Below are 21,376 nucleotides of genomic sequence, written 5' to 3' on the forward strand. Positions count from 1 at the left end.
ACAATACAATATTCGAGGAACGAGACCTAATCCCGGATCAATAAAATATTTCTCCAAACAATACAGTAAAAAAATTGATCGACCGTTACGATACACGTAACGGTCGATCAAAAGCAAAATTTTCTTGTAATAAGCAGCATTCACCGAGGCTTACGCCCCGAGGAACGGCTCCACTTCACGGCCCGGCATGAAAAGGCCGAGGCGCTTGATTTCCCATTCCAGCCGGATGCCCGATTTCTCGAACACACGCCTGCGGATGGTCTCGCCCAGATATTCCAGATCATAACCGGTCGCATGACCGGTATTGATCATGAAATTGCAATGCAGCGACGACATCTGCGCCCCGCCGATGACAAGGCCACGGCCGCCGGCCTCGTCAATCAGTTCCCAGGCGGAATGACCTTCGGGATTCTTGAAGGTCGAACCACCCGTCTGTTCGCGGATCGGCTGCACGGTCTCGCGGTGATGCCGCACGGCGTCCATATCCGCACGGATCTTCGCCTTGTCTTCCGGGTAACCTTCAAACAGCGCGCCGGTGAAGATCAGGCCCGCATCGGCGCCGGAATGGCGGTAGCTGTAGCCCATATCCGCGTTGGAAAGCACATGCTGGTTGCCCTGACGGTCGACCGCATAGACTTCCACCACCCGTTCACGCGTCTCGCCGCCATTGGCGCCCGCATTCATGCGTAGCGCACCACCGATGGAGCCGGGAATGCCGTAATAGAAATGGAAGCCGCCGATGCCATTATCCATGGCCATGGCCGCAATGTGCTTGTCCGGGCAGATCGCACCCGCCTTGATGCGGTTTTCGCCCGCAAGCTCCACCGAGCCGAAGCCCTTGGCGGAGAGGCGCACGACAACGCCCGGAATGCCACCATCACGCACCAGCAGGTTCGAGCCGACGCCGACCACGGTCAACGGCACGTCTTCCGGCAGAATTTTCAGGAAGGCAATCAGATCATCCGTGTCGTGCGGCTGGAACATGACCTCCGCAAGACCGCCGGCTCTGAACCACGTCACGCGGTCCATGGGCGCATCCGGTGTCAGACGTCCCCTCAGTTCATTTACCCCTTCGCCGAGCCTCCCCAGCAATTTAACCCCATCGACCTGTCTCATTCAGACTTTCCTGATATGCTCTTCAATTCCGAAGGCAGCGCGGCTGCCCATTGTGTGATATTTCCAGCCCCCAAGAGAACCACAAAATCACCCGGCTTCGCAATGGCTGCGACCTGCGACGCAAGGTCTTCCCGTTTTTCGAGGAAACGGGCGTCGCGGTGGCCTGCGGCCTTGATGGCCGAAACCAGCGCTTCCGAGCTTGCGCCTTCAATCGGATCTTCGCCCGCAGCATAGACCGGAGCAAGAATAATCGTATCGGCATCGTTAAAACAATGCGCGAAATCATCGAACAGGCTGGAAAGACGGCTGTAACGATGCGGCTGGTGCACGGCGATGATGCGGCCTTTGCAGGCCTCCCGCGCCGCCGCCAGAACGGCCTTGATCTCAACGGGATGATGACCGTAATCGTCAAAGACCTGGACGCCATTGGCTTCGCCCGTCAGCGTGAAGCGACGCTTGACCCCGGCAAAGGAGGCGAGGCCCTTCTTGATGTCCGCCTCCGAAATGCCAAGACGATTGGCAACGGCAATCGCCGCCGTCGCATTCGACACATTGTGGCGGCCGGGCATCGGCAGGACGAGATCCTTGAAGGAGAATATCTTGCCGGTGCGGCGACGGCGAATTTCCACGTCGAAAATCGACCGCGTACCATCGATGCGGACATTCGAAAATCGCACATCCGCCTGCGGGTTCTCACCGTATGTGATGACCTTGCGGTCCTCGATCCGGCCGACCAGCGCCTGCACTTCAGGATGATCGAGGCACATCACGCCGAAACCGTAGAACGGCACGTTCTCGACAAACTGCCGGAACGCAGCGCGCACGGCGTCGAAATTGCCGTAATGATCCAGGTGTTCCGGATCGATATTGGTGATGACGGCCACATCGGCCGGCAGCTTCAGGAAGGTGCCGTCGGATTCGTCAGCCTCCACCACCATCCACTCACCCTCGCCCATGCGGGCATTGGTGCCATAGGCATTGATGATGCCGCCATTGATAACGGTCGGATCGAGATTGCCGGCTTCGAGCAGCGTCGCGACCATGGAGGTGGTCGTGGTCTTGCCGTGGGTGCCGCCGATGGCGATGGCATTGCGGAAACGCATCAGCTCGGCCAGCATTTCGGCGCGGCGAACGATCGGCAGGTGCTTTTCGCGGGCGGCAATGAGTTCCGGATTGTTCTTCTTGATGGCGGTGGAAACGACCACGACCTCGGCATCACCGAGATTGTCGGCGGTATGGCCGACAAAAACCTCGATACCCTTGTCGCGCAGGCGCTGCACATTGGCGCTGTCGGCCTGATCCGACCCCTGAACGCGATGGCCGAGATTGTGAAGCACCTCGGCAATGCCGCTCATGCCGATCCCGCCTATGCCGATGAAATGCACAAGGCCTATGGCTTTCGGCATCTTCATGCCCCAACTCCTTCATTCTTCTTCTTGAATTCCTGTACGGACCGGCCTTCGGCAATCGCCTCGACCAGATCGGCCAGCACATCCGCCGCATGCGGTTTTCCGGTCGCCTTGGCCGCTGCTGCCGTTGCCGAAAGACGATCCGGCTCGGAAAGCGCCGACGACAACAGGCTGGAAAGCTTCTGCGGCGACAGTTCCGCCTGCTTGATGACGCTTGCCCCGCCGGCTGCCGAAAGTGCGGCCGCATTCGCCGCCTGATCATGGTCCAGCGCATGCGGATAGGGAACGAGGATCGACGGACGGCCGATCACCGAAAGCTCCGATACGGTAGAAGCGCCCGAGCGGCTGATAACGAGATCGGCCTCACCGATGCGCGAGGCCATATCGCCAAAGAAGGGCGAAACGTCAGCCTTCACGCCAAGCTTCTGGTAGGAGGCGATGACGCTCTCCTTGTCTTCAGGGCGCGCCTGCTGGGTCACGACGATACGCTTGCGCTGCTCGTCCTTCATCAGGCAGATCGCTGCCGGAACGGCGCTCGAAAAGAACTGCGCGCCCTGGCTGCCGCCGAAAACCACAAGCTGGAAGGTCTCGCCCGTCTGCGAAGGCGTATAGGGAATTTCGGACGCCGCAAGCACCGCCGGGCGCACTGGATTGCCAGTCGCCACCGTCTTGTCGGAATATTGGCCGTTGGCGGGCGGCAGGAAGCCACCGGCGATTGCCTTCACGCGGGCAGCCAGCGCCTTGTTGGCGCGGCCCATCACCGCATTCTGCTCGTGAATGATCGAGGGGACGCCAAGCCCGGTCGAGGCCAGCAGTGGCGGCACGGTGGGATAACCGCCGAAACCGACAACCGCAACCGGTTTCAGTTTCGTCACCAGCCGGCGGGCGGCGCGCAGGCCCACCCACAGTTTCCAGAGCGACCGCACGACCGAAATCGGGTTCTTAGAGCCGATGGTGGCTGAAGGCACGACGTGAATTTCATCGGCCGGGAACTTGCCGGCATAACGCTCGGCGCGGCTGTCGGTGACGAGATGCACCTGATAACCGCGTGCCTTCAGCGTATGCGCCAGGGCTTCCGCCGGAAACACATGGCCGCCGGTTCCACCGGCGGCAAGAAGAACAACACCCTTGCTCATGATCGTTTACTCCGCAGGAACGCCGGAACCGACGCGGAAGAAGCTGCGCTCCTGCGCCCGCTTTTCAGGTCTATGGCGTGTCAGCGCCAGAAGGAAGCCGGCCGTGACGCAGATCGCCATCATCGACGAACCGCCATAGGAAATCAGCGGCAGCGTCATACCCTTGGCGGGCATCAGCTCCAGATTGACGCCGATATTGATCATCGACTGCATGCCGATTTGAAGGACCAGACCGGCCACGGCAAAACGGCAGAAATCGTCTTTTTCCTTGAAGGCATGCGAAAGCCCGCGCAGCACGATGAAGGCGAAGATCGCCACCAGGAACATGCAGAAAACGATACCGAATTCTTCCGCCGCCACCGAGAAGATGAAGTCGGTATGGCTGTCTGGAATGATGCGCTTGACGATACCTTCGCCCGGTCCGCGACCGAACCAGTCACCGCGGATGATCGCCTCGCGTGCAGTATCCACCTGAAACGTATCGCCCTCGCCCGTCCAGAACCGGTCGATACGGCCTGCAACGTGCGGCAGCATGAGATAGGCGGTCACAATGCCGCCGACACCGAGACCACCGAGCATGATGATCCAGAACCACGGCACGCCGGCCATGAAGAACATGCCGCCCCAGACCACAGATGTCAGGATTGTCTGACCGAAGTCCGGCTGGGCGATCAGAAGTGCGGCCACGATGCCGAAGGTGATAATGGCGAAGAGATTGCCCGGAATTTCAGGATGGCGCGCCCGCTCCGCAAACAGCCATGCACAGACGATGACGAAGGCCGGCTTCATGAATTCCGAAGGCTGGATCGAGAAGCTGCCGATGGAAATCCAGCGCCGCGCGCCCTTGACCTCGATGCCGAAGAACAGCGCGAAGATCATCATCAACAGTGCGACAATCAACATGATGACCGCCACACGCCTGACCTGACGGGGTGACAGGAAGGAAAGGCCAACCATGATTGCCAGTGACGGCACCATGAACATCGCCTGGCGCTCGACGAAGAAGAAGCTGTTGAGACCGATGCGCTCGGCAACCGCCGGCGATGCCGCAAAGGACAGCATCAGGCCGATGCCCATCAGCGCGATGAACGCCGCCAGAAAGAAACGGTCGATGGTCCAGAACCACTCCGCGACCGGACCGCGATCAACTCGGCTTACCATGGCCTTCAGCCCCCTTTTCCAGAGTGGACGAGCATCGTCACACCGTCGAGCGCCGCGACCTGCGCGACGAACGAATCACCTCTGATCTCAAAGTTCTTATATTGATCGAAGCTTGCGCAAGCCGGGGATAACATCACGACATTGCCGGCCGTCGCATCTTTTTCCGCATCCGCTGCCGCGTGCTGCACAGCCTTGTCCAGCGTGCCGGATATTTCGTAAGGCACCGCCTCGCCGAGCGTCGCTGCAAATTCCGCCGCCGCCTCGCCAATCAGATAGGCCTTGGCGATGCGCGGGAAGAGCGTCGAAAGACTGGTGATGCCGCCCGCCTTGGGCAGACCACCGGCGATCCAGTAAATGCGGTCGAAACTCGAAAGTGCCGGCGCTGCCGCATCGGCATTGGTAGCCTTGCTGTCATTGACGAAAGTAACGTTGCCACGCCGGCCGACCGGCTGCATGCGGTGCTTGAGGCCCGGGAAGGACTTGAGGCCGGCACGAACCTCATCTTCCGACACGCCGACCGCGAGGCAGGCCGCAATCGCCGCCGCCGCATTCTGCGCATTGTGACTGCCGCGCAAGGTCTGGATACCGTCGAGATCGACCAGCAGCGAAGACGTGCCGCCATGCGCCCTGAGGATCCGGCTGCTTTCGGCATAGAGACCTTCGGAAACGACATTGCGCTTGGAGATGCGCTCAACCTTGACGCCAGCACGCTCGATACGGTCGGCAATCAGCGTCGAATGACTGTCATCCACGCCGACAATGGCCGTGCCGCTGCCGGCCACCAGCCGTTCCTTGACGTCGGCATAATGCTGCATCGTGCCGTGACGGTCGAGATGGTCAGGCGTGAGATTGAGCAGGATACCGGCGGTCGGATTGATCGTCGGTGCCAGATCGATCTGGTAGGACGAGCATTCCACCACATAGAAACGTTGTGCCTTCGGCGGATCGAGGCTCAGCACAGCCGTGCCGATATTGCCGCCGAGTTGCGTATCGCGGCCCGAAGCGTTGAGAATGTGGGCGATCAGCGCCGTTGTCGTCGACTTGCCGTTGGTGCCGGTAATCGCAATGAAAGGGCAATCCGGCGCATGCGCACGCCGCTCACGGATGAAAAGCTCGATATCGCCGATCACTTCGACGCCCGCCGCCTTCGCAAGGTCCACCGACCAATGCGGCTTCGGATGCGTCAGGGGAACACCCGGTGCCAGCACGAAGGAGGAAAAGGAAGACCAGTCAATCGTGTGGAGATCCGCAGTTGTGATGCCTTCGGCCTCAGCCTTCGCCACGCTGTCGGGATTGTCGTCGAAAGCCACGACGTCCGCACCGCCGGCAACCAGCGCCCGAGCAGTGACGAGACCGGAACCGCCGAGCCCGAAGAGAGCGACTTTCTTACCCCTAAACGACGTGACTGGGATCATCGCTCACCTCAGCTTCAGGGTGGCGAGGCCGAGCAGCGCGAGGCCAACGGAGATGATCCAGAAACGGATGACCACCTGGCTTTCCGTCCAGCCCTTTTTCTCGAAATGGTGATGGATCGGCGCCATCAGGAAGACGCGCCGGCCGGTGCGCTTGAACCAGAACACCTGGATGATGACCGACAGCGTCTCCATGACGAACAGGCCGCCGACGATGACCATGACGATCTCGTGCTTGGTGGCAACGGCGATGGAGCCGATGAGGCCGCCGAGCGCCAGCGAACCCGTATCGCCCATGAAGATGGCGGCGGGCGGCGCGTTGAACCACAGGAAGCCGAGACCCGCGCCGATGACGGCGCCGACGATGACGGCGAGTTCACCCGTGCCGGGCACGAAATTGATCTGCAGGTAATTGGCGAAAACCGCGTTGCCGGCAAGATAGGCGATCACGCCGAAGGTGGCGGCCGCGATCATGACAGGCACGATGGCGAGACCATCGAGACCATCCGTCAGGTTCACCGCATTGCCAGCCCCGACGATGACGAAAGCGCCGAACAGCACGAAGAAGTAGCCAAGATTGATCACGAATTCCTTGAAGAAGGGAAAGGCGATGGAGCTGCCGAGCGTGCCGCCATGCGGCGCGGAGGCAAGCGCCATCTTCATCATGAAAAACACGGCAATCGCCGCGATCAGGAATTCGATGCCGAGACGGGCCTTGCCGGAAAAACCCTTGTCGCTCTGTTTCGTGACTTTCAGATAATCGTCGTAGAAACCGATGGCGCCGAAACCGAGCGTCACCATCAGGACGGCGACGACATAGACGTTCGACAGGTCACCCCAGAGCAGCGAACCGCCGAGGATACCGGCAAGGATCATCAGCCCGCCCATGGTCGGCGTGCCGGCCTTCTTGAAATGCGTCTGCGGTCCGTCAGCACGGATCGGCTGGCCCTTGCCCTGGCGCACGCGCAGCGAGTTGATGATCGCCGGTCCAAACAGGAACACGATCAACGCAGAGGTGAACATTGCAGCACCCGCCCGGAAGGTGATGTACCGGAAAAGGTTGAACAGTTGAACTTTGTCCGACAGTTCGACGAGCCAGATCAGCATAATTGCCCTTTCAAAAGGCTATTTCAGACTTGGCGTTCCGTCTCGGGGAATGCCGGATACTTGTCAAGCAGGGCGGCGACAATCTTGCCGAAACCAAGCCCAAGTGACGATTTTACCATCAGCGCGTCTCCCGGTTGCACCCATTGCAGGGCAAAATCGGTGAGTTCCGCCGTCGTCGGGAACCAGATGACGGTGACGCTGTCAGGCAACGCGTCGCGAAGCGCGGCCATCGCCTCGCCCGCGAGCCAGACATGTTCGATACCGGCCGCGAGCAGAGGGCCGGCCAGCTCTTCGTGCAACTGCGCCGAAAACTCGCCCATTTCGAGCATGTCGCCGAGAACGGCGACGCGGCGGCCGTGACCCTGCGTTTGCGTTTCCGCCAGCACGGAAATCGCGGCACGCATCGAAGCCGGATTGGCATTGTAGCTTTCATCGATCAGCAGGAAGGATCCGCCATTGATCGTCAGGTGGTGGCGCTGGCCACGTCCCTTCACCGCTTCGAGCGTTCCGAGCGCTTCGAAGGCACGGTCGAGATTGGCACCGGTGACGGCAACGGCACCAAGGACCGCCATCGCATTATCGGCAATGTGCCGGCCGGGAATGTTGATGTGCAGTTCGCTGGTTTCGCCGTTCAGGATCGCCCAGATCGTCGAGCCCGTCGTTGTGCTCTCAAAATCCGCAAGGCGGAAATCGGCCTTGGCGTGCTGACCGAAGGTGAGGATATGCTCGATACGCTCCTCCTGCGCCGCCTCTTCAAGCTGCTCGAACTGGGCGTTGTCGCGGTTGAGGATGACGGAGCCGCCCTCTTCCACGCCTTCGAAAATCTCCGCCTTGGCGGCGGCGATCTCTTCGATATTCTTGAAATTGCCAAGATGGGCGGGCGCGATGGTGGTGATGATCGCCACATGCGGACGGACCATCTTTACCAGCGGCCGGATTTCCCCGGAATGGTTCATGCCGATTTCGAAGACACCGAATTCCGTATCCGCCGGCATGCGTGCGAGCGTTAGCGGCACGCCCCAATGGTTGTTGAAGGACGCCACCGCCGCATGCACCCGGCCCGAAGGGGCCAGAGCCTGCCGCAGCATTTCCTTGGTCGTTGTCTTGCCGACCGAACCGGTCACCGCGATGATGCGCGCCGACGTTCTTTCGCGCGCGGCAATCGCAAGCTTGCCAAGGGCGGCGAGCACGTCTTCGACCACGATCATCGGCACGGTCAGGCGACCGAGCGCCGGCAATTTGGCTTCGGCAACCACCAGAAGGCTGGCGCCGTTGGCAACGGCAAAGCTGGTATAGTCATGACCGTCCACCCGATCACCCTTGATCGCGAAGAAGGCTTCACCCTGTTTGACCGTCCGGCTGTCGATGGAAATGCCGGTGATACCGGTCGGCAGGTTGCCCACGGGGCGTCCTGCCGTGATGGCGATCATGTCGGCGACTGTCCATAACCAACTCAAATCTTCGATCCTTCCAGCCCTGCCAGTGCAGAGCGCACCTGTTCATGATCGGAAAACGGCAGCGTCACGGAACCGACGATTTGCCCTTCTTCGTGCCCCTTGCCCGCGACGATCAACGTATCGCCATGCGACAGCATCGACACCGCATGACGGATCGCCTCTGCCCGGTCGCCGATTTCCAACGCGCCGGCCGCCGCCGCCATGACCTCGGAGCGGATCGTTGCGGCATCTTCCGAACGCGGATTATCATCAGTGACGATGACAACGTCGGAAAGCCGCGTCGCGACCTCACCCATGATCGGGCGCTTGCCCTTGTCGCGGTCGCCACCGCAACCGAAGACGGTAATGATGCGGCCGGAGGTGAAGGGCCGGACCGAGGTCAGCACGTTTTCCAGCGCGTCCGGCTTGTGGGCGTAATCCACATAAGCAAGCGCGCCGTTCTTCGTCTGGCCGACAAGCTCCAGACGGCCGGCAGCGCCAACAAGCTTTTCAAGCGCCTTCAGCGCCGTTGCCGCGGCAACGCCGGTCGACATGGCAAGACCAGCGGCAACAAGCGCATTCGCAACCTGGAAATCACCGGCCAGCGGAATATCGACTTCAAAGATCACGCCGTCATGATGCACTTCGATCATCTGCTTGTGACGGAAATGCTCGACACGCTTGAGCGTCAGATATTGGCCCTTGCGGCCGACGGTACGCACATCGAGACCCGCTTCGCGCGCCGCGCAGATCGCCTTGTCCGACCAAGGATCGTCGGCAAAGATCACCGCCGGAGCACCCTTTTCCATCAGCGTATCGAATAGCCGCATCTTGGCAGCCATATAGTCCTCGATGGTCGGATGATAATCCATGTGATCGCGGCCGAGATTGGTGAAGCCGGCGGCGGAAAGCCTGACACCGTCGAGACGGCGCTGGTCGAGACCGTGGCTGGAGGCCTCCATCGCCGCATGGGTCACGCCTTCGCTCGCGAGTTCGGCCAGAAGCGCATGCAGCGTCACCGGATCGGGTGTGGTCAGCGCGCCGTAATCCTCACGGCCGGGAGCGATGACGCCTGTCGTGCCGATCTGGGCGGCGGCATGGCCGGCAAAAGCCCATATCTGGCGCACGAAGGAGGCGACTGATGTCTTTCCCGCGGTGCCCGTGACGGCAACCATGGTTTCCGGCTGTTTTCCGTAAAAACGGGAAGCGACAAGGGAGAGATAAAGTCGTGGGTCCGTAACCACCAGAACCGGCACATCGGCTTCCACGGCGTGCCCGGAAACAACGGCGACCGCACCTTTGGCAACCGCGTCCTTCACATAGGCCGCACCATCAGCCTTGGTGCCCGCAACCGCCACGAACAGGCTGCCGGGCGCAGCCTTGCGGCTGTCTGCGGTGATTCCTCCGATTTCGATCGCCCCTGTTTCAGACAGGAGCAATTCATTCAATTCCGGAAACGCATTTCCGGATATATCTCGCAAATTCATCGACTGTGTCCGTCTTGTCCCCCCGGCGCGAATCGCCGGAACATCATAAGCTAACAATCAATAAGACACGAGCAAGGCCGAGCCATCCTTGCCGAACTTCGGCTTCACGCCCAGCACCGCAGCCGTGCGGGTGATGATATCGTGCACCATGGGTGCCGCGGACGTGCCGGCGAGCGCCGCGCCGTTGCCCTTGTCCGTCTTCGGCTCATCGATGAAGGACAGCACCACATATTGCGGATCATCCATCGGGAAGGCCGAGAGGAAGGCGTTGAAGTTCTTGTCGTGCACGTAACGTCCGTTGACGACCTTGTCGGCCGTGCCGGTCTTGCCGCCGACGTTGAAACCGTCGACGCGCGCATTGCGGCCGGAACCATTGACGCCGTTCCATTCGAACAGGAAACGCATGTCCTTGCTGGCGCCGGGCTTCAGAACCTGCTTCGCCACCTGATCCGCCTGCTCGCGGGTACGCGGCAGGAATGTCGGCTCAATCAGTTTGCCGCCATTGACGAGAGCCGCACCGGCAACCGCCGTCTGCAGCGGTGTCGTGGAAACGCCGTGACCGAAGGAAATGGTGATGGAGTTGATCTTCTTCCATTCGCGCGGCTGCGACGGCAACGCCACTTCCGGCAGTTCGGTCTGCATGCGGGTCAGGAGGCCAAGCCTTGTGAGGAATTCCTTGTGGCCTTCGGTGCCGACGGTGTCGGCGATCTTGGCCGTACCGATGTTGGACGAATACTGGAAGATTTCCGGCACCGAAAGCATCCGACCCTTGCCGTGGAAGTCCTTGATGGTGAAGCCGCCAATGCGGATCGGATAACGCGCATCGAACATATCACCGAGACGGACGCGCCCCGAATCGAGGCCCATGGCAATCGTGAAGGACTTGAAGGTGGAGCCCATTTCGAACGTGCCGTTCGACATGCGGTTGAGCCAGCCTTCCTTGGCGCCTTCGGCCGGGTTGTTCGGATCGTAATCCGGCACCGAGGCCATGGCGAGAACTTCACCGGTATGCACATCCAGAACCACGGCACCCGCACCGATCGCCTGGAACTTGGCAATCGCCGCGGTCACGACTTCACGGACGATGGACTGCACGCGCAGATCGATGGAAAGCTTTACCGGCTCCAGCGGCTGGTCGCTGGTCATACCCAGCGCCGTCAAATCGGCAAGGCCCTGGCTGTCGACGTAACGTTCCATGCCGGCAACGCCGCGATTGTCGATATTGACGTGACCAACGACATGGGCGGCGGTCGGCCCGCCGGGATAAAAGCGGCGCTTTTCCGGGCGGAACCCGACGCCGGGAATGCCGAGCGCCAGGATCTGGCTCTGCTGCTTCGGCGTCAGCTGACGGCGCAGCCACTGGAAACGCGAATTGGAGGTGAGCTTCTGATAGGTGCCCCGCTGGTCGAGATCAGGCAGGACGGTGCGCAGCTTCTCGATGGCCTCATCGATATCGACGATGCGGTGCGGCTCGGCAAATAGCGAGACGGTACGGATATCGGTGGCCAGCACCTCGCCGTTACGGTCGAGAAGATCGGGGCGCGACGCCATCAGCCGGTCTGCGGGCGCGATGCTCGACACCGTTTCCTGTTCCGCCATGCCATATTGCACGAGACGGCCGCCGACGACGGCATAAAAGGCAATGAAACCGAAGATGAGAAGACCGACACGGCTTTTGGCCTGGGCGGCGCGTCTCTTGCGGGCGCCCTCAAAAGCAGCGTGGTCGGTATAGACACCGGTGGTGCTGGCGGAAAAGTGAGCCTTGCTCTTCAGGACCATGACACGGGAAAGGAAAGACATCAGCGGTTCACCGATCCTGTTATGGTTTCATCCATCTCGCCCGTTTCATCGCCAGCGGTAGCGGAGGCAACCGGTACAGGTGCCGGCGCCGGACGCGAAACGCGTGCGCGGGGCGTCGGAACCGGAACGCCGTTCACGGCGATCTGACCGGCGGGCGGCGATTTCGGCTTCGAGGCGCCACCGAGCGTGGCGCCCGGCTTGGAACCGTTGACGGCGGCGGCAATCACGTCCTCGACGCTCATCCCCTCAGGTTCGGGCGGCTGCGGCAATTGCGAACGCAGCATGGGAAGCTCGCGCGGCTGCGCCAGTTGCGTCGGCAGCGTCGGCGAAAGGCCAAGTTCCGTCTGATAGGCGTTCACGACACGGTGCAGGCGGTTCGGCTGCGTCAGAAGCGCCCAGTCGGCTCTCAAAAGATCGATCGTATCCTTTTCAAGCTTGATCTCGGCCTCAAGCTTGCGGACCTCCTCAAGCTTCAGATCGGCCTTGTGCTTGATAGAATAGGTGACGACGGCCGCAGCGACCATCACACCCATCAAGACGACATCGAAAGTGCGCAGCATATCAGCCTCCCATCTTTTCAAGGCTGGCGAGATCGGGAAGTTCGAAAATCGAGAAATCCGCGGCCCGCGCCGGTGCGGTGGTGCGCAGGCCGGCGCGCAGCTTGGCGGAACGGGCCCGCGGATTAAGTTCCGCCTCCTCGTCGCTGGCAGCGATCATCGGCTTACCGATAGCATCGAAAATGGCCGGTTTGTCCTCTACCATCGGCAGATGCCGGGAACCGGCGGCCTTGCCCGAACGGTCGGAGAAGAACTTCTTGACGATACGGTCTTCCAGCGAATGGAAGGTGACGACGACCAGCCGACCGCCGGGCTTCAAGGACCGCTCTGCAGCGAACAGCGCCTGCGCCAGCTCGCCAAGCTCATCATTGACGAAAACACGCAGCGCCTGAAACACGCGCGTCGCGGGATGGATTTTATCCTTCGCCTTGCGCGGCGTGACGATCTCGATGAGACCGGCCAGATCACGCGTAGTGCGGAAGGGCTCCTCCGCCCGCTTCTTCTCGATGGCGCGAGCGATGCGACCCGGCTGCTTTTCTTCACCGAGAAAACCGAAGATGCGAATGAGATCGCCAACCTTCGCACGATTGACGACATCTGCCGCCGAAACGCCGGAAGCGGACATGCGCATGTCGAGCGGACCGTTCTTCTGGAAGGAGAAACCCCGCTCGGCCTCATCGATCTGCATGGAGGAGACGCCGATATCGAGTACGACGCCATCAAGCCCACCCTCGGGAGCATGTCTGGCCAGGTCGGAAAATTGAGACTGGATGAGGTTCAACCGGCCGCCATTGCTGGCAACCATGGCCTGACCACCGGCGATCGCGTTCGGATCACGGTCCAGCGCGATGACATTTGCACCCTGATCGAGAATGGCCTGGGTGTAACCGCCGGCGCCAAACGTGCCGTCGAGAATGATCTTGCCGGGTGCAGGCTCCAGCGCGGCAATGACTTCGCGAAGCAGGACCGGGATGTGACGCTGAGGTCCGCCATCGGCATCAGAAGATCGTCCGCCAGAATTCGCCGCCATTCCGTATCCCCGTCCTATGCGGGGCGAGCAGCCGAAAAACCGCGCCCCGCTCTTGCTTCCGCCTGCGCCGCCAGAAACGCATTCGGTTGCCAAAGCTGAAAATGATCCGCCCGTCCGACGAAGGTGACCTCGGTGGAGATGCCGGTGAATTCCCGCACAAAATCCGTCACCATCAATCGACCTTCCTGGTCGAGCTTCATGAAAACACCGCCGCCGTGAACCAGCAGCGACATCGCGTTCGCTTCTGGCGAGAAAGCATCCATGGACGCTATCTGCCGCTCGTAGCGCTCCAGCAGATCCGGACCGCCGACACTGATCGCCGGAAAGGCGAAATCCTGAAGACAATAAAGCTCCTGAATGTCGCGCCTCGCCAGCACCGAACGAAACGGAGACGGAACCGAAACGCGCCCCTTGGCGTCGATCCTGTTCGTCACGTTCGATAAAAAGCGGTCCATTACTCAACTCGCCAAAACCGCATTCCGCAAAGCGAACCATCCACTTCACAGACGACACCGGTACGCACGACACATCGCCAAGCGCCAGGGCAAGACGCCCTGCAGCAGCCCCTCGTAGGCTCCTCACTCGTTTCAGCGATTGCGGGTCAAAAACACGACCCAATGTGGTGTGCATTTGGGATATCATGGGACACTATGGGCGTCAATGGGATGAAGCCGGCACGATACCGACTTCGCATCGGAAATTCATAAGCCGTTAAGTTTAACGAATGGTTTACTTCAGTCGCACGGAGGCACATTCACGGCGCGGAAAGGCGCTGTGAAAAGCGAACTTTTCCTTTGTGGAACAAGGGGATGATTGCGCCCGTTCGAAACTCCCGCTCCGGAGCCGAAAAGGAAAATTCGCCAGTTGGCCTGTAAGCCGGGTTCTGTATGGCCCCGGTTTGACCCGGAACGTGGCAGCCATTCATCTGGGACGGCATTTGCATGCCGCCTCTCGCAACCCACCCGGATGACGGGCCCGGAAACCGGCTGTGAACGGGCTTGCGCCCGCCCCGTGTCATCCCTATTCGGTCTTGCTCCCGGTGGGGTTTACCTTGCCACCACTGTCACCAGCGGCGCGGTGGGCTCTTACCCCACCCTTTCACCCTTACCATGCAAAGCATGGCGGTTTGCTCTCTGTGGCACTTTCCCTGGGGTCGCCCCCGCCGGACGTTATCCGGCACCGTATTTCCGTGGAGCCCGGACTTTCCTCACCTTACCGTCTTTCGACATTGGTAAAGCGCGGCTGCCCGGCCAACTGGCATGGGCTGCATAACCATGTTCCGCAGCGAAAGCCACCGAAAAGCGACGGGAAAGATCAAAGAAATTCCGGTTTAAAATCCGTCGAGAAGGCATCATCGGCGATCTGTCCGTCCCGCAGCAGCAGAGCACCCAGCCGCCCGATCTCATCGGAACTCTTGGCCGCCGTGCCGTTACCGCCGGTCAGCACCGCAATGCGCGGCGAGGCGGTGAAGCCGATGGCCGGATAGCCGCTCTTGGTCTTGGACACGACACAGGCGGCCATCGAAACACGCGAGAGATCAACGGAAGGCACCAGTGTTCCGACGATCTCCGAAAGATGGTCACGCACGCTTTCGCGCCCGCCGGAACGGAACCATTCCCGGATTTCCGGGTCGCTGCCGACCCTTTTATCGTCAGGATCACCGCCGATTTTCAGGTAATACTTGCCATCGGGATAACGCACCGGCGGCAGCAGATAGATATGTTTCGTGGTGTCGTGCGGCTCATAGATGAGCGACGGCATGCCCGCATATTGACCAAGATCGCCCTCATCTATCTCGAAGAAAGCGACTGTGCGGGCATAAACATCGAGCCCAACCGGCTGCGGCAGCAAATCCTTGGTGATCGAGAAGCCACCGGCCGCCACCAGCACCCGGTCTGCGGTATAGACCGCACCGGAAGCCGTCTGCACGCAGGCGCGGCCATCCTCTTCCCGCGTCGAGACGACAATATCGTCGATCAGCGTAACGCCCGCCTTTTCCGCGAGGATCGCCTGCGCTTTCACCAGCGCGCGCGGGTTGACGTAACCGGCATTGTCCCTCTCAAACACGCCTTCGCAACCCTGTTCGAAGGAGAAATAGGGAAAACGGCTTTTCAGGCTCTGGTCCTCAAGCAGTTCCGTGGAAACACCGAGCCGAGCCGCCGCCTTGAGAACATCGTCGACGAAGGGATTGGCGCCGCCCCGTTCAGGCCCCACCATCAGGCAACCGACCGGCGCGTAAAACCCCACACCGCTGCGTGCGGCAATATCGGCATAACGTGCGATGGAACGGTTGGCGAGCAAGGCCCAGTCGGCATCGCCATCAATGGTGCGGGTAATCCGCGCTTCATCGTAATGGCTGGCGAAAACGCCTTGATGCGACTTTATATCGACAGGTTCGCCCGGGCCGATCAGCGCCACGACGTCCACCGTTTCCGCCAGATGGCGGGCAGCGGCGGCACCCATCATGCCGCGACCGACGACGATATAATTGAAATGTCCCGACATGCCGCCCTCTTCACCCGTTCCGTTCAGCCGCATTCTTGTAGCTGCCTGCCTGGAGAATGTCAGACGAAAACCGGCGACATTTCGGCGGCGAACTCATCTTCTGTGAGCTGACCATTGAGAAGCAGCTGCGCCCCCAGTCGCCCGATCTCGTCCGAAGACTTGGCGGAAACGAAATTGCCGCCGGTCAGAACCGCTATATTGGAGGATTGCGTATAGCCGACATAGGGATAACCGCTGCGGGTGATAGAGGCGACGCAGGAACCAGAGGTGACCGGGCAACCGGCCAGCGCCGGCATCAGCGACAGGGCTTTTTTCGTCAGGAAATCCACCTCGTCAGGCGTCCCGTCCGAGTGGAACCAGTCTACCGCCTCTGCCAGCGTTTCAAGCCTGCCCTTTTCGCTTTCGCCGCCGATTTTCAGATAGACCTTGCCATCGGGATATCGCACCGGCGGCAGGATATAGACGATGTCATCCTCGGTTTCCGCCAGCACGATGGTCGAGGGCATCGCACCGAACAGCGCCTGCCTTGCCTCATCCAGCTCGAAGAACACGATGGTGCGGCCCGTCGCCGCCATATCGACCGGCGACGGCAGAAGCTCCGCCATGTTGGTGAAACCACCCGCCGCGACGATGACCTTTTCGGCCGTATAGGTGGCCCCTTCCCGCGTCACGACTTCAACGCCACGGGAGGTATCGCGAGTATGCGCCGCCGTCTCGCGCACAAGCCGCGCGCCCTGCGCTTCAGCAATCGCACATTGCGCCTTCACCAGCGCCCTCGGATTGACGTGGCCGGCATTGCTCGCCTCGAAATAACCGCCGTGATCGGCAAGCAGCGAGAACATTGGAAATCGGCCGGCCAGCGCCGCATTGCCGAGTGTTTCCACCTCAAGACCGAGACGATCTGCCGAGGAAAGCGCTCGCGATACATAGTCTCCCGCAAGCCCCCTGCCGTTGCCGGTAAACAGGCAGCCCGCTTCGGTGAAGAACCGGATGCCGCTCTTCGCCTCGATCTCGGTATAACGCCGGATCGAGCGCAAGGCGAGTTCGGCCCAGACCGGATCGCCGTCAAAACCGCGGGTAATGCGCGCTTCGTCGTAATGACTTGAAAACACGCCCTGATGTGTCTTGCGATCGGCCGGTTCGGCCGGCCCGATCAGCGCCACGCCATCCGTTTGCACTGAGAGATGCCGCGCCGCGGCCGCTCCCATCATCCCGGCCCCGACCACGATATATTTGAAATCCGGCATGTCATGCTCCGTATCAGATTTGTTTCTGACTACAGCATGCCGGCCCGAACCGGAATCGCTTTTCGCAATTTCGCAGACGATCGATACCGGCCTCAGCTCGCCAGCAGCGCCTGCACCTTGCCGCAATAACGCTTCGACACCGGGTTCATGCGGGTGGCGCCATGGCCGGCATTGTAACGCAGGATGGTGCTGCAAACCTCGCCGCCGCCAAGCTGATGCGCCGTCGCCAGATATTGCATGCCCCAGCGAATATTCGTCTCGGGATCATAGAGCGCCTTGGTCGTGCCGCGAAAACCCATCATCCGCGCCGTTGCCGGCTTGATCTGCATCAGCCCGACCTCACCGGCGCTGCCACGGGCCTTGGGGTTGAACTTGCTTTCCACCGAAACCACGGCATGCGCCAGATTGGTGGGAACGCCGTAACGCTTGGCATATTTGACGATCAGATCGGAGTAGCCGTTCTTGAGAGAGGTAGGCAGGCTTTTTTCGGGAATGGGATAACCGGGCTTGCGGAAGAAGGTCTCCAGCGTCACGGTCTTGGTCTTGACGTCCTCGTCTTTGGCAAAAGCAATCCCCGCCTGCGAAGCGAGCGCAACAACGCCCGCCGCGACAGCAATAACAAACCTGTTCATATGTAGAAAAAGTCTCCAGATCGGACGACAGGAACAATGAAGCGGCACAAATATTCAACGCCCGGAAAGTCGATCGCGACTTTCCGCTGTCCAGTCTCCTTGATTGATATTGACGGCAAGTTCCCCTGAAGAACGACACCGCATCCAGTGACGTTCTTAAACTTCTTCAATGCGGATTAACTGTGGCACAACAAAAAAAGCGACTTGGAGACGCCGGAAAAGCGGGAATGCTTTTCCAGAATCAGCGCTCAGGCGGCCGAAAATCTCGGCAGGCTGGAAATCAGCCGGTGCAGCGTGTCGATGGTGGAGAAATCCGCGATGCCATCCACCAGAGCGGGGCGGAAATGCCGTTGGAAGGCAGCCACCGCACCTTCCGTTTTTTCGCAATAAGCGCCTGTAATTTCAACGCCGTATCCATAGATGGACAGCATCGACTGCAGCGCTTCGACCGGCTGGCCATGGTCGCCGCGCTGGAAAAAGCGTCCGCCACGGATCGGCGCGGGCTCCACCCAGTGGCCGACACCGTGCTGCGACAGGATGTCCCACGGGAATTTTTCGCCCGGATCGACCTTGCGGATCGGCGCGACATCCGAATGGGCAAGCACCCTTTCAGGGGCGATAGACCAGCGCTGGCCGCAATCGCGACACAATTCGATGACGGCCGCCACCTGCTCTTTCGGAAATTCCGGCAGGCCGCCCGGGTGACCCTGATTGGCAATTTCGATGCCGATGGAGCGGGAATTGATGTCTTGATCCCCGGCCCAGGTGCTTTTGCCCGCATGCCAGGCGCGACGGGTTTCCGGAACCATCTGGATGACGCGGCCGTCCTCAAAGACGAAGTAATGGCTCGATACCTGGCTTTCGGGGTTACAGAGCCACGACAGCGCGCCGTCCGCCGTCGTCATGCCGGTATAATGCAGAAGAATGATATCGGGACCGGCTACATCAAGCCTTTCGCCATGGTTAGGCGACGGCACAACAGCTGCGCCCCCGAAATCCGGGGTAAAATCCGGCAGACATTCATTCATGCGACGCGGCGTTCTTTCTCGATGGCCGCATAAGCGGCGTTGAGAGCCGCCATACGCTCATTCGCTGCCGCATGCAATTCCATCGGCACGCCGCGCGCAATGAGCTTGTCTGGATGATGCTCGGCGACCAGCGAACGGTAACGCTTGCGAATATCCAGGAAGTCGTCCGAGGGCGAAACGCCGAGCACACGATAAGGATCGCGCCCGTCCATATGCACATGCCGCGCCATGATCGTTTCGAAGTGATCTTCGGTGATATGGAATATCTCAGCGATACGGCCAAGGAAGGCCAGTTCCCGCTCGTGGATCAGCCCGTCGGCCTTGGCAATGTGGAACAGGCCGTCGATGACGCTTTCCAGCATCTCGCAATTGGCGTGACCGGAACCGCACAGACCCGCAAGCCGCTCGGCATAGGCCTCATAACCGGCAACGTCCTGACGCGCGAGGTTATAAAGACGGGCAACGTTCTTGGCTTCTTCTTCCGGGAAATCGAAAATCTGCCGGAAGGCACGAACCTCGGCCTCGTTGACGACACCATCCGCCTTCGCCATCTTGGCGGAAAGCGCAATGATCGCCACGGAAAAGGAAACCTTGCGGCGGGTTTCCGGATCACCCTCGAACAGGGTGCGGATGGCCTCCACAACGCGCCCGAGCGCATTGCCTGCCGCGTCGCCGATTGCGCCGAGCAGCCGTTCCCACAGGGATGAAATTTGCAGACAGGCGAAATCAAACATCATGCTGACAAGCATGACGGGATATTACCGTGAATGCAATATGCCGGGCAGCCCGACGGCATTAACTTTTATTCATCTTTGCGACAGTTTTGCTTCAGGAACAAGAGCGCGGCGAAAGGCGCAGCCACGGTTTTCCACAGGCACGGCAGGCGGAGGCATCCAGGCAGCCGCGCCGATACGGATTGAAACGATTATATTCGACTGGTTTGGTCAAGCCGCTGAAAAACCGCGAGAAATCGGCGTTTTTCTTGATAAATTCACTTTACACCTACACGCGGCTGTCGCATCCATTTGCCAGACATGTCTTTGGGTATACGCAAAAAGGAGAGCCATGATGGCCAAACAGAAAGTCGCAATGCTGACCGCGGGTGGCCTCGCGCCCTGTCTCTCTTCGGCCGTGGGTGGCCTGATCGAGCGCTATAGCGACATCGCGCCTGAAATCGACATCATCGCTTACCGCTCCGGTTATCAGGGCGTGCTTCTGGGCGACCGTATCGAGATCACCAAGGATATGCGCGAAAAGGCGCATCTGCTGCATCGTTACGGCGGCTCGCCCATCGGCAACAGCCGCGTCAAGCTCACCAATGCCGCCGATTGCGCCAAGCGCGGCCTCGTCAAGGAAGGCGACAATCCGCTGCGCGTCGCCGCTGAACGGCTGGCGGCTGACGGCATCACCATTCTCCACACCATCGGCGGCGACGATACCAACACGACCGCCGCTGACCTTGCCGCCTATCTCGGCGCCAACGGCTACAACCTCACCGTCGTCGGCCTGCCGAAGACGGTGGATAATGACGTCGTACCGATCAAGCAGTCACTCGGCGCCTGGACGGCTGCTGAAGTCGGCGCCGCCTTCTTCGACAATGTCAGCAACGAGCAGAGCGCGGCACCGAAGACCTTCGTCATCCACGAAGTCATGGGCCGCCATTGCGGCTGGCTGACGGCTGCCACCGCCCGCGCCTATATTCAGAAGACCAGCGGCAACGACTATGTCGAAGGCCTGATGATGAACAAGCAGATGAAAAACATCGACGGCATCTATCTGCCGGAAATGGCCTTCGACATCGAGGCAGAAGCCGAGCGACTGAAGGAAGTCATGGACAGACATGGCTATGTCACGCTGTTCGTTTCCGAAGGTGCCGGCCTCGACGCCATCGTCGCAGAACGGGAAGCTGCCGGCGAAGCGGTCAAGCGCGACGCCTTCGGCCATGTGAAGATCGACACAATCAATGTTGGCGGCTGGTTCCAGAAGCAGTTCGCCGGCCTCATCGGCGCCGAGCGCTCCATGGTGCAGAAGTCGGGCTATTTCGCCCGCTCCGCGCCCGCCAATGGCGACGATCTCCGCCTCATCCAGGGCATGGTCGATCTGGCGGTCGAAAGCGCACTCAACAAGGTCTCCGGCGTCACCGGCCATGACGAAGATCAGAATGGCAAATTGCGAACCATCGAGTTTCCGCGTATCAAGGGCGGAAAGCATTTCGACCTCTCTGCAAAATGGTTTACCGAAGTGATGGAACACGTCGGTCAGCCGTTCACAGCGGCCTGATTTTACGATAGTCTAAAATAAGACGGCGACAGG

The 21,376-nt window shown here is 60.4% G+C and carries 18 protein-coding genes and 1 other RNA gene; 1 reads left to right on the top strand and 18 read right to left on the bottom strand.

Going from position 1 to position 21,376, the window contains the following annotated elements; genetic code table 11:
- Positions 1–150 precede the first annotated feature (150 nt).
- From murB to O8B93_RS08840, 18 genes are all read right to left on the bottom strand, one after another.
- Positions 151–1,116 (bottom strand): UDP-N-acetylmuramate dehydrogenase, encoded by a 966-nt coding sequence (gene murB / locus O8B93_RS08755; protein ID WP_269709432.1) that lies wholly within the window; start codon positions 1,114–1,116, stop codon positions 151–153.
- Complete coding sequence (murC, locus tag O8B93_RS08760; protein WP_269709433.1) at positions 1,113–2,528, bottom strand: UDP-N-acetylmuramate--L-alanine ligase; 1,416 nt, start codon at positions 2,526–2,528, stop codon at positions 1,113–1,115. Before murC ends, murB begins: the two co-directional genes overlap by 4 nt.
- Positions 2,525–3,661 (bottom strand): undecaprenyldiphospho-muramoylpentapeptide beta-N-acetylglucosaminyltransferase, encoded by a 1,137-nt coding sequence (murG, locus tag O8B93_RS08765; protein ID WP_269709434.1) that lies wholly within the window; start codon positions 3,659–3,661, stop codon positions 2,525–2,527. Before murG ends, murC begins: the two co-directional genes overlap by 4 nt.
- Before the next feature lie 6 nt (positions 3,662–3,667).
- Positions 3,668–4,822, bottom strand: coding sequence for a putative lipid II flippase FtsW (gene ftsW, locus O8B93_RS08770; RefSeq protein WP_269709435.1), 1,155 nt, complete (start codon positions 4,820–4,822; stop codon positions 3,668–3,670).
- 5 nt (positions 4,823–4,827) lie between these two features.
- Positions 4,828–6,237 carry a UDP-N-acetylmuramoyl-L-alanine--D-glutamate ligase gene (gene murD / locus O8B93_RS08775; protein ID WP_269709436.1) on the bottom strand — a complete coding sequence of 470 codons (1,410 nt, stop codon included), beginning with the start codon at positions 6,235–6,237 and terminating at the stop codon, positions 4,828–4,830.
- A gap of 3 nt (positions 6,238–6,240) precedes the next feature.
- Positions 6,241–7,341 (bottom strand): phospho-N-acetylmuramoyl-pentapeptide-transferase, encoded by a 1,101-nt coding sequence (mraY, locus tag O8B93_RS08780; RefSeq protein WP_006310449.1) that lies wholly within the window; start codon positions 7,339–7,341, stop codon positions 6,241–6,243.
- Positions 7,342–7,364: 23 nt separating this feature from the next.
- A complete protein-coding gene (locus O8B93_RS08785; RefSeq protein ID WP_269709437.1) occupies positions 7,365–8,798 on the bottom strand; it encodes a UDP-N-acetylmuramoylalanyl-D-glutamyl-2,6-diaminopimelate--D-alanyl-D-alanine ligase in 1,434 nt (477 codons plus the stop codon).
- Entirely contained in the window at positions 8,795–10,264 is a 1,470-nt protein-coding gene (locus O8B93_RS08790) for a UDP-N-acetylmuramoyl-L-alanyl-D-glutamate--2,6-diaminopimelate ligase (RefSeq protein WP_269709438.1), read from the bottom strand. Before O8B93_RS08790 ends, O8B93_RS08785 begins: the two co-directional genes overlap by 4 nt.
- Positions 10,265–10,321: 57 nt before the next feature.
- On the bottom strand, positions 10,322–12,064 hold the full coding sequence (locus tag O8B93_RS08795; protein WP_080824687.1) for a peptidoglycan D,D-transpeptidase FtsI family protein: 1,743 nt from the start codon (positions 12,062–12,064) through the stop codon (positions 10,322–10,324).
- Positions 12,064–12,624, bottom strand: a complete 561-nt coding sequence (gene ftsL / locus O8B93_RS08800) for a cell division protein FtsL (protein ID WP_269709439.1) — start codon at positions 12,622–12,624, stop codon at positions 12,064–12,066. Before ftsL ends, O8B93_RS08795 begins: the two co-directional genes overlap by 1 nt.
- Before the next feature lies 1 nt (position 12,625).
- The gene (gene rsmH / locus O8B93_RS08805; RefSeq protein ID WP_269709440.1) at positions 12,626–13,651 is read right to left on the bottom strand and encodes a 16S rRNA (cytosine(1402)-N(4))-methyltransferase RsmH; all 1,026 of its coding nucleotides are present in this window, start codon (positions 13,649–13,651) and stop codon (positions 12,626–12,628) included.
- 14 nt (positions 13,652–13,665) lie between these two features.
- The gene (mraZ, locus tag O8B93_RS08810) at positions 13,666–14,106 is read right to left on the bottom strand and encodes a division/cell wall cluster transcriptional repressor MraZ (protein ID WP_006310455.1); all 441 of its coding nucleotides are present in this window, start codon (positions 14,104–14,106) and stop codon (positions 13,666–13,668) included.
- A gap of 401 nt (positions 14,107–14,507) precedes the next feature.
- Positions 14,508–14,909, bottom strand: an RNA gene (gene rnpB / locus O8B93_RS08815) — RNase P RNA component class A.
- 56 nt (positions 14,910–14,965) lie between these two features.
- Positions 14,966–16,156: an NAD(P)/FAD-dependent oxidoreductase gene (locus O8B93_RS08820; protein ID WP_269709595.1), complete on the bottom strand. Its 1,191-nt coding sequence runs from the start codon at positions 16,154–16,156 to the stop codon at positions 14,966–14,968.
- A gap of 59 nt (positions 16,157–16,215) precedes the next feature.
- Complete coding sequence (locus O8B93_RS08825) at positions 16,216–17,403, bottom strand: NAD(P)/FAD-dependent oxidoreductase (RefSeq protein ID WP_269709441.1); 1,188 nt, start codon at positions 17,401–17,403, stop codon at positions 16,216–16,218.
- Between the two features lie 92 nt (positions 17,404–17,495).
- A complete protein-coding gene (locus O8B93_RS08830; RefSeq protein WP_269709442.1) occupies positions 17,496–18,035 on the bottom strand; it encodes a lytic transglycosylase domain-containing protein in 540 nt (179 codons plus the stop codon).
- 248 nt (positions 18,036–18,283) lie between these two features.
- A complete protein-coding gene (locus tag O8B93_RS08835; protein WP_269709443.1) occupies positions 18,284–19,063 on the bottom strand; it encodes an N-acetylmuramoyl-L-alanine amidase in 780 nt (259 codons plus the stop codon).
- Positions 19,060–19,800 carry a J domain-containing protein gene (locus tag O8B93_RS08840; protein ID WP_269709444.1) on the bottom strand — a complete coding sequence of 247 codons (741 nt, stop codon included), beginning with the start codon at positions 19,798–19,800 and terminating at the stop codon, positions 19,060–19,062. Before O8B93_RS08840 ends, O8B93_RS08835 begins: the two co-directional genes overlap by 4 nt.
- Positions 19,801–20,131: 331 nt before the next feature.
- Between O8B93_RS08840 and O8B93_RS08845 the strand changes: the two genes are divergently transcribed.
- Positions 20,132–21,343, top strand: coding sequence for a pyrophosphate--fructose-6-phosphate 1-phosphotransferase (locus tag O8B93_RS08845; protein ID WP_269709445.1), 1,212 nt, complete (start codon positions 20,132–20,134; stop codon positions 21,341–21,343).
- The last annotated feature ends 33 nt before the right edge of the window (positions 21,344–21,376 follow it).

The organism is Martinezella rhizogenes (genome assembly GCF_027460065.1).
In the GTDB taxonomy this organism is placed as follows: domain Bacteria; phylum Pseudomonadota; class Alphaproteobacteria; order Rhizobiales; family Rhizobiaceae; genus Agrobacterium; species Agrobacterium rhizogenes_C.

Bases quoted from the DNA above. Each gene is read 5' to 3' on its own strand.
- rsmH (WP_269709440.1), bottom strand. From the start codon at position 13,651: ATGGCGGCGAATTCTGGCGGACGATCTTCTGATGCCGATGGCGGACCT.
- O8B93_RS08835 (WP_269709443.1), bottom strand. From the start codon at position 19,063: ATGAATGAATGTCTGCCGGATTTTACCCCGGATTTCGGGGGCGCAGCT.
- O8B93_RS08820 (WP_269709595.1), bottom strand. From the start codon at position 16,156: ATGTCGGGACATTTCAATTATATCGTCGTCGGTCGCGGCATGATGGGT.
- murD (WP_269709436.1), bottom strand. From the start codon at position 6,237: ATGATCCCAGTCACGTCGTTTAGGGGTAAGAAAGTCGCTCTCTTCGGG.
- ftsW (WP_269709435.1), bottom strand. From the start codon at position 4,822: ATGGTAAGCCGAGTTGATCGCGGTCCGGTCGCGGAGTGGTTCTGGACC.
- O8B93_RS08830 (WP_269709442.1), bottom strand. From the start codon at position 18,035: ATGAACAGGTTTGTTATTGCTGTCGCGGCGGGCGTTGTTGCGCTCGCT.
- mraZ (WP_006310455.1), bottom strand. From the start codon at position 14,106: ATGGACCGCTTTTTATCGAACGTGACGAACAGGATCGACGCCAAGGGG.
- ftsL (WP_269709439.1), bottom strand. From the start codon at position 12,624: ATGCTGCGCACTTTCGATGTCGTCTTGATGGGTGTGATGGTCGCTGCG.
- murG (WP_269709434.1), bottom strand. From the start codon at position 3,661: ATGAGCAAGGGTGTTGTTCTTCTTGCCGCCGGTGGAACCGGCGGCCAT.
- murC (WP_269709433.1), bottom strand. From the start codon at position 2,528: ATGAAGATGCCGAAAGCCATAGGCCTTGTGCATTTCATCGGCATAGGC.
- O8B93_RS08795 (WP_080824687.1), bottom strand. From the start codon at position 12,064: ATGTCTTTCCTTTCCCGTGTCATGGTCCTGAAGAGCAAGGCTCACTTT.
- O8B93_RS08845 (WP_269709445.1), top strand. From the start codon at position 20,132: ATGGCCAAACAGAAAGTCGCAATGCTGACCGCGGGTGGCCTCGCGCCC.
- murB (WP_269709432.1), bottom strand. From the start codon at position 1,116: ATGAGACAGGTCGATGGGGTTAAATTGCTGGGGAGGCTCGGCGAAGGG.
- O8B93_RS08790 (WP_269709438.1), bottom strand. From the start codon at position 10,264: ATGAATTTGCGAGATATATCCGGAAATGCGTTTCCGGAATTGAATGAA.
- O8B93_RS08825 (WP_269709441.1), bottom strand. From the start codon at position 17,403: ATGCCGGATTTCAAATATATCGTGGTCGGGGCCGGGATGATGGGAGCG.
- mraY (WP_006310449.1), bottom strand. From the start codon at position 7,341: ATGCTGATCTGGCTCGTCGAACTGTCGGACAAAGTTCAACTGTTCAAC.
- O8B93_RS08840 (WP_269709444.1), bottom strand. From the start codon at position 19,800: ATGATGTTTGATTTCGCCTGTCTGCAAATTTCATCCCTGTGGGAACGG.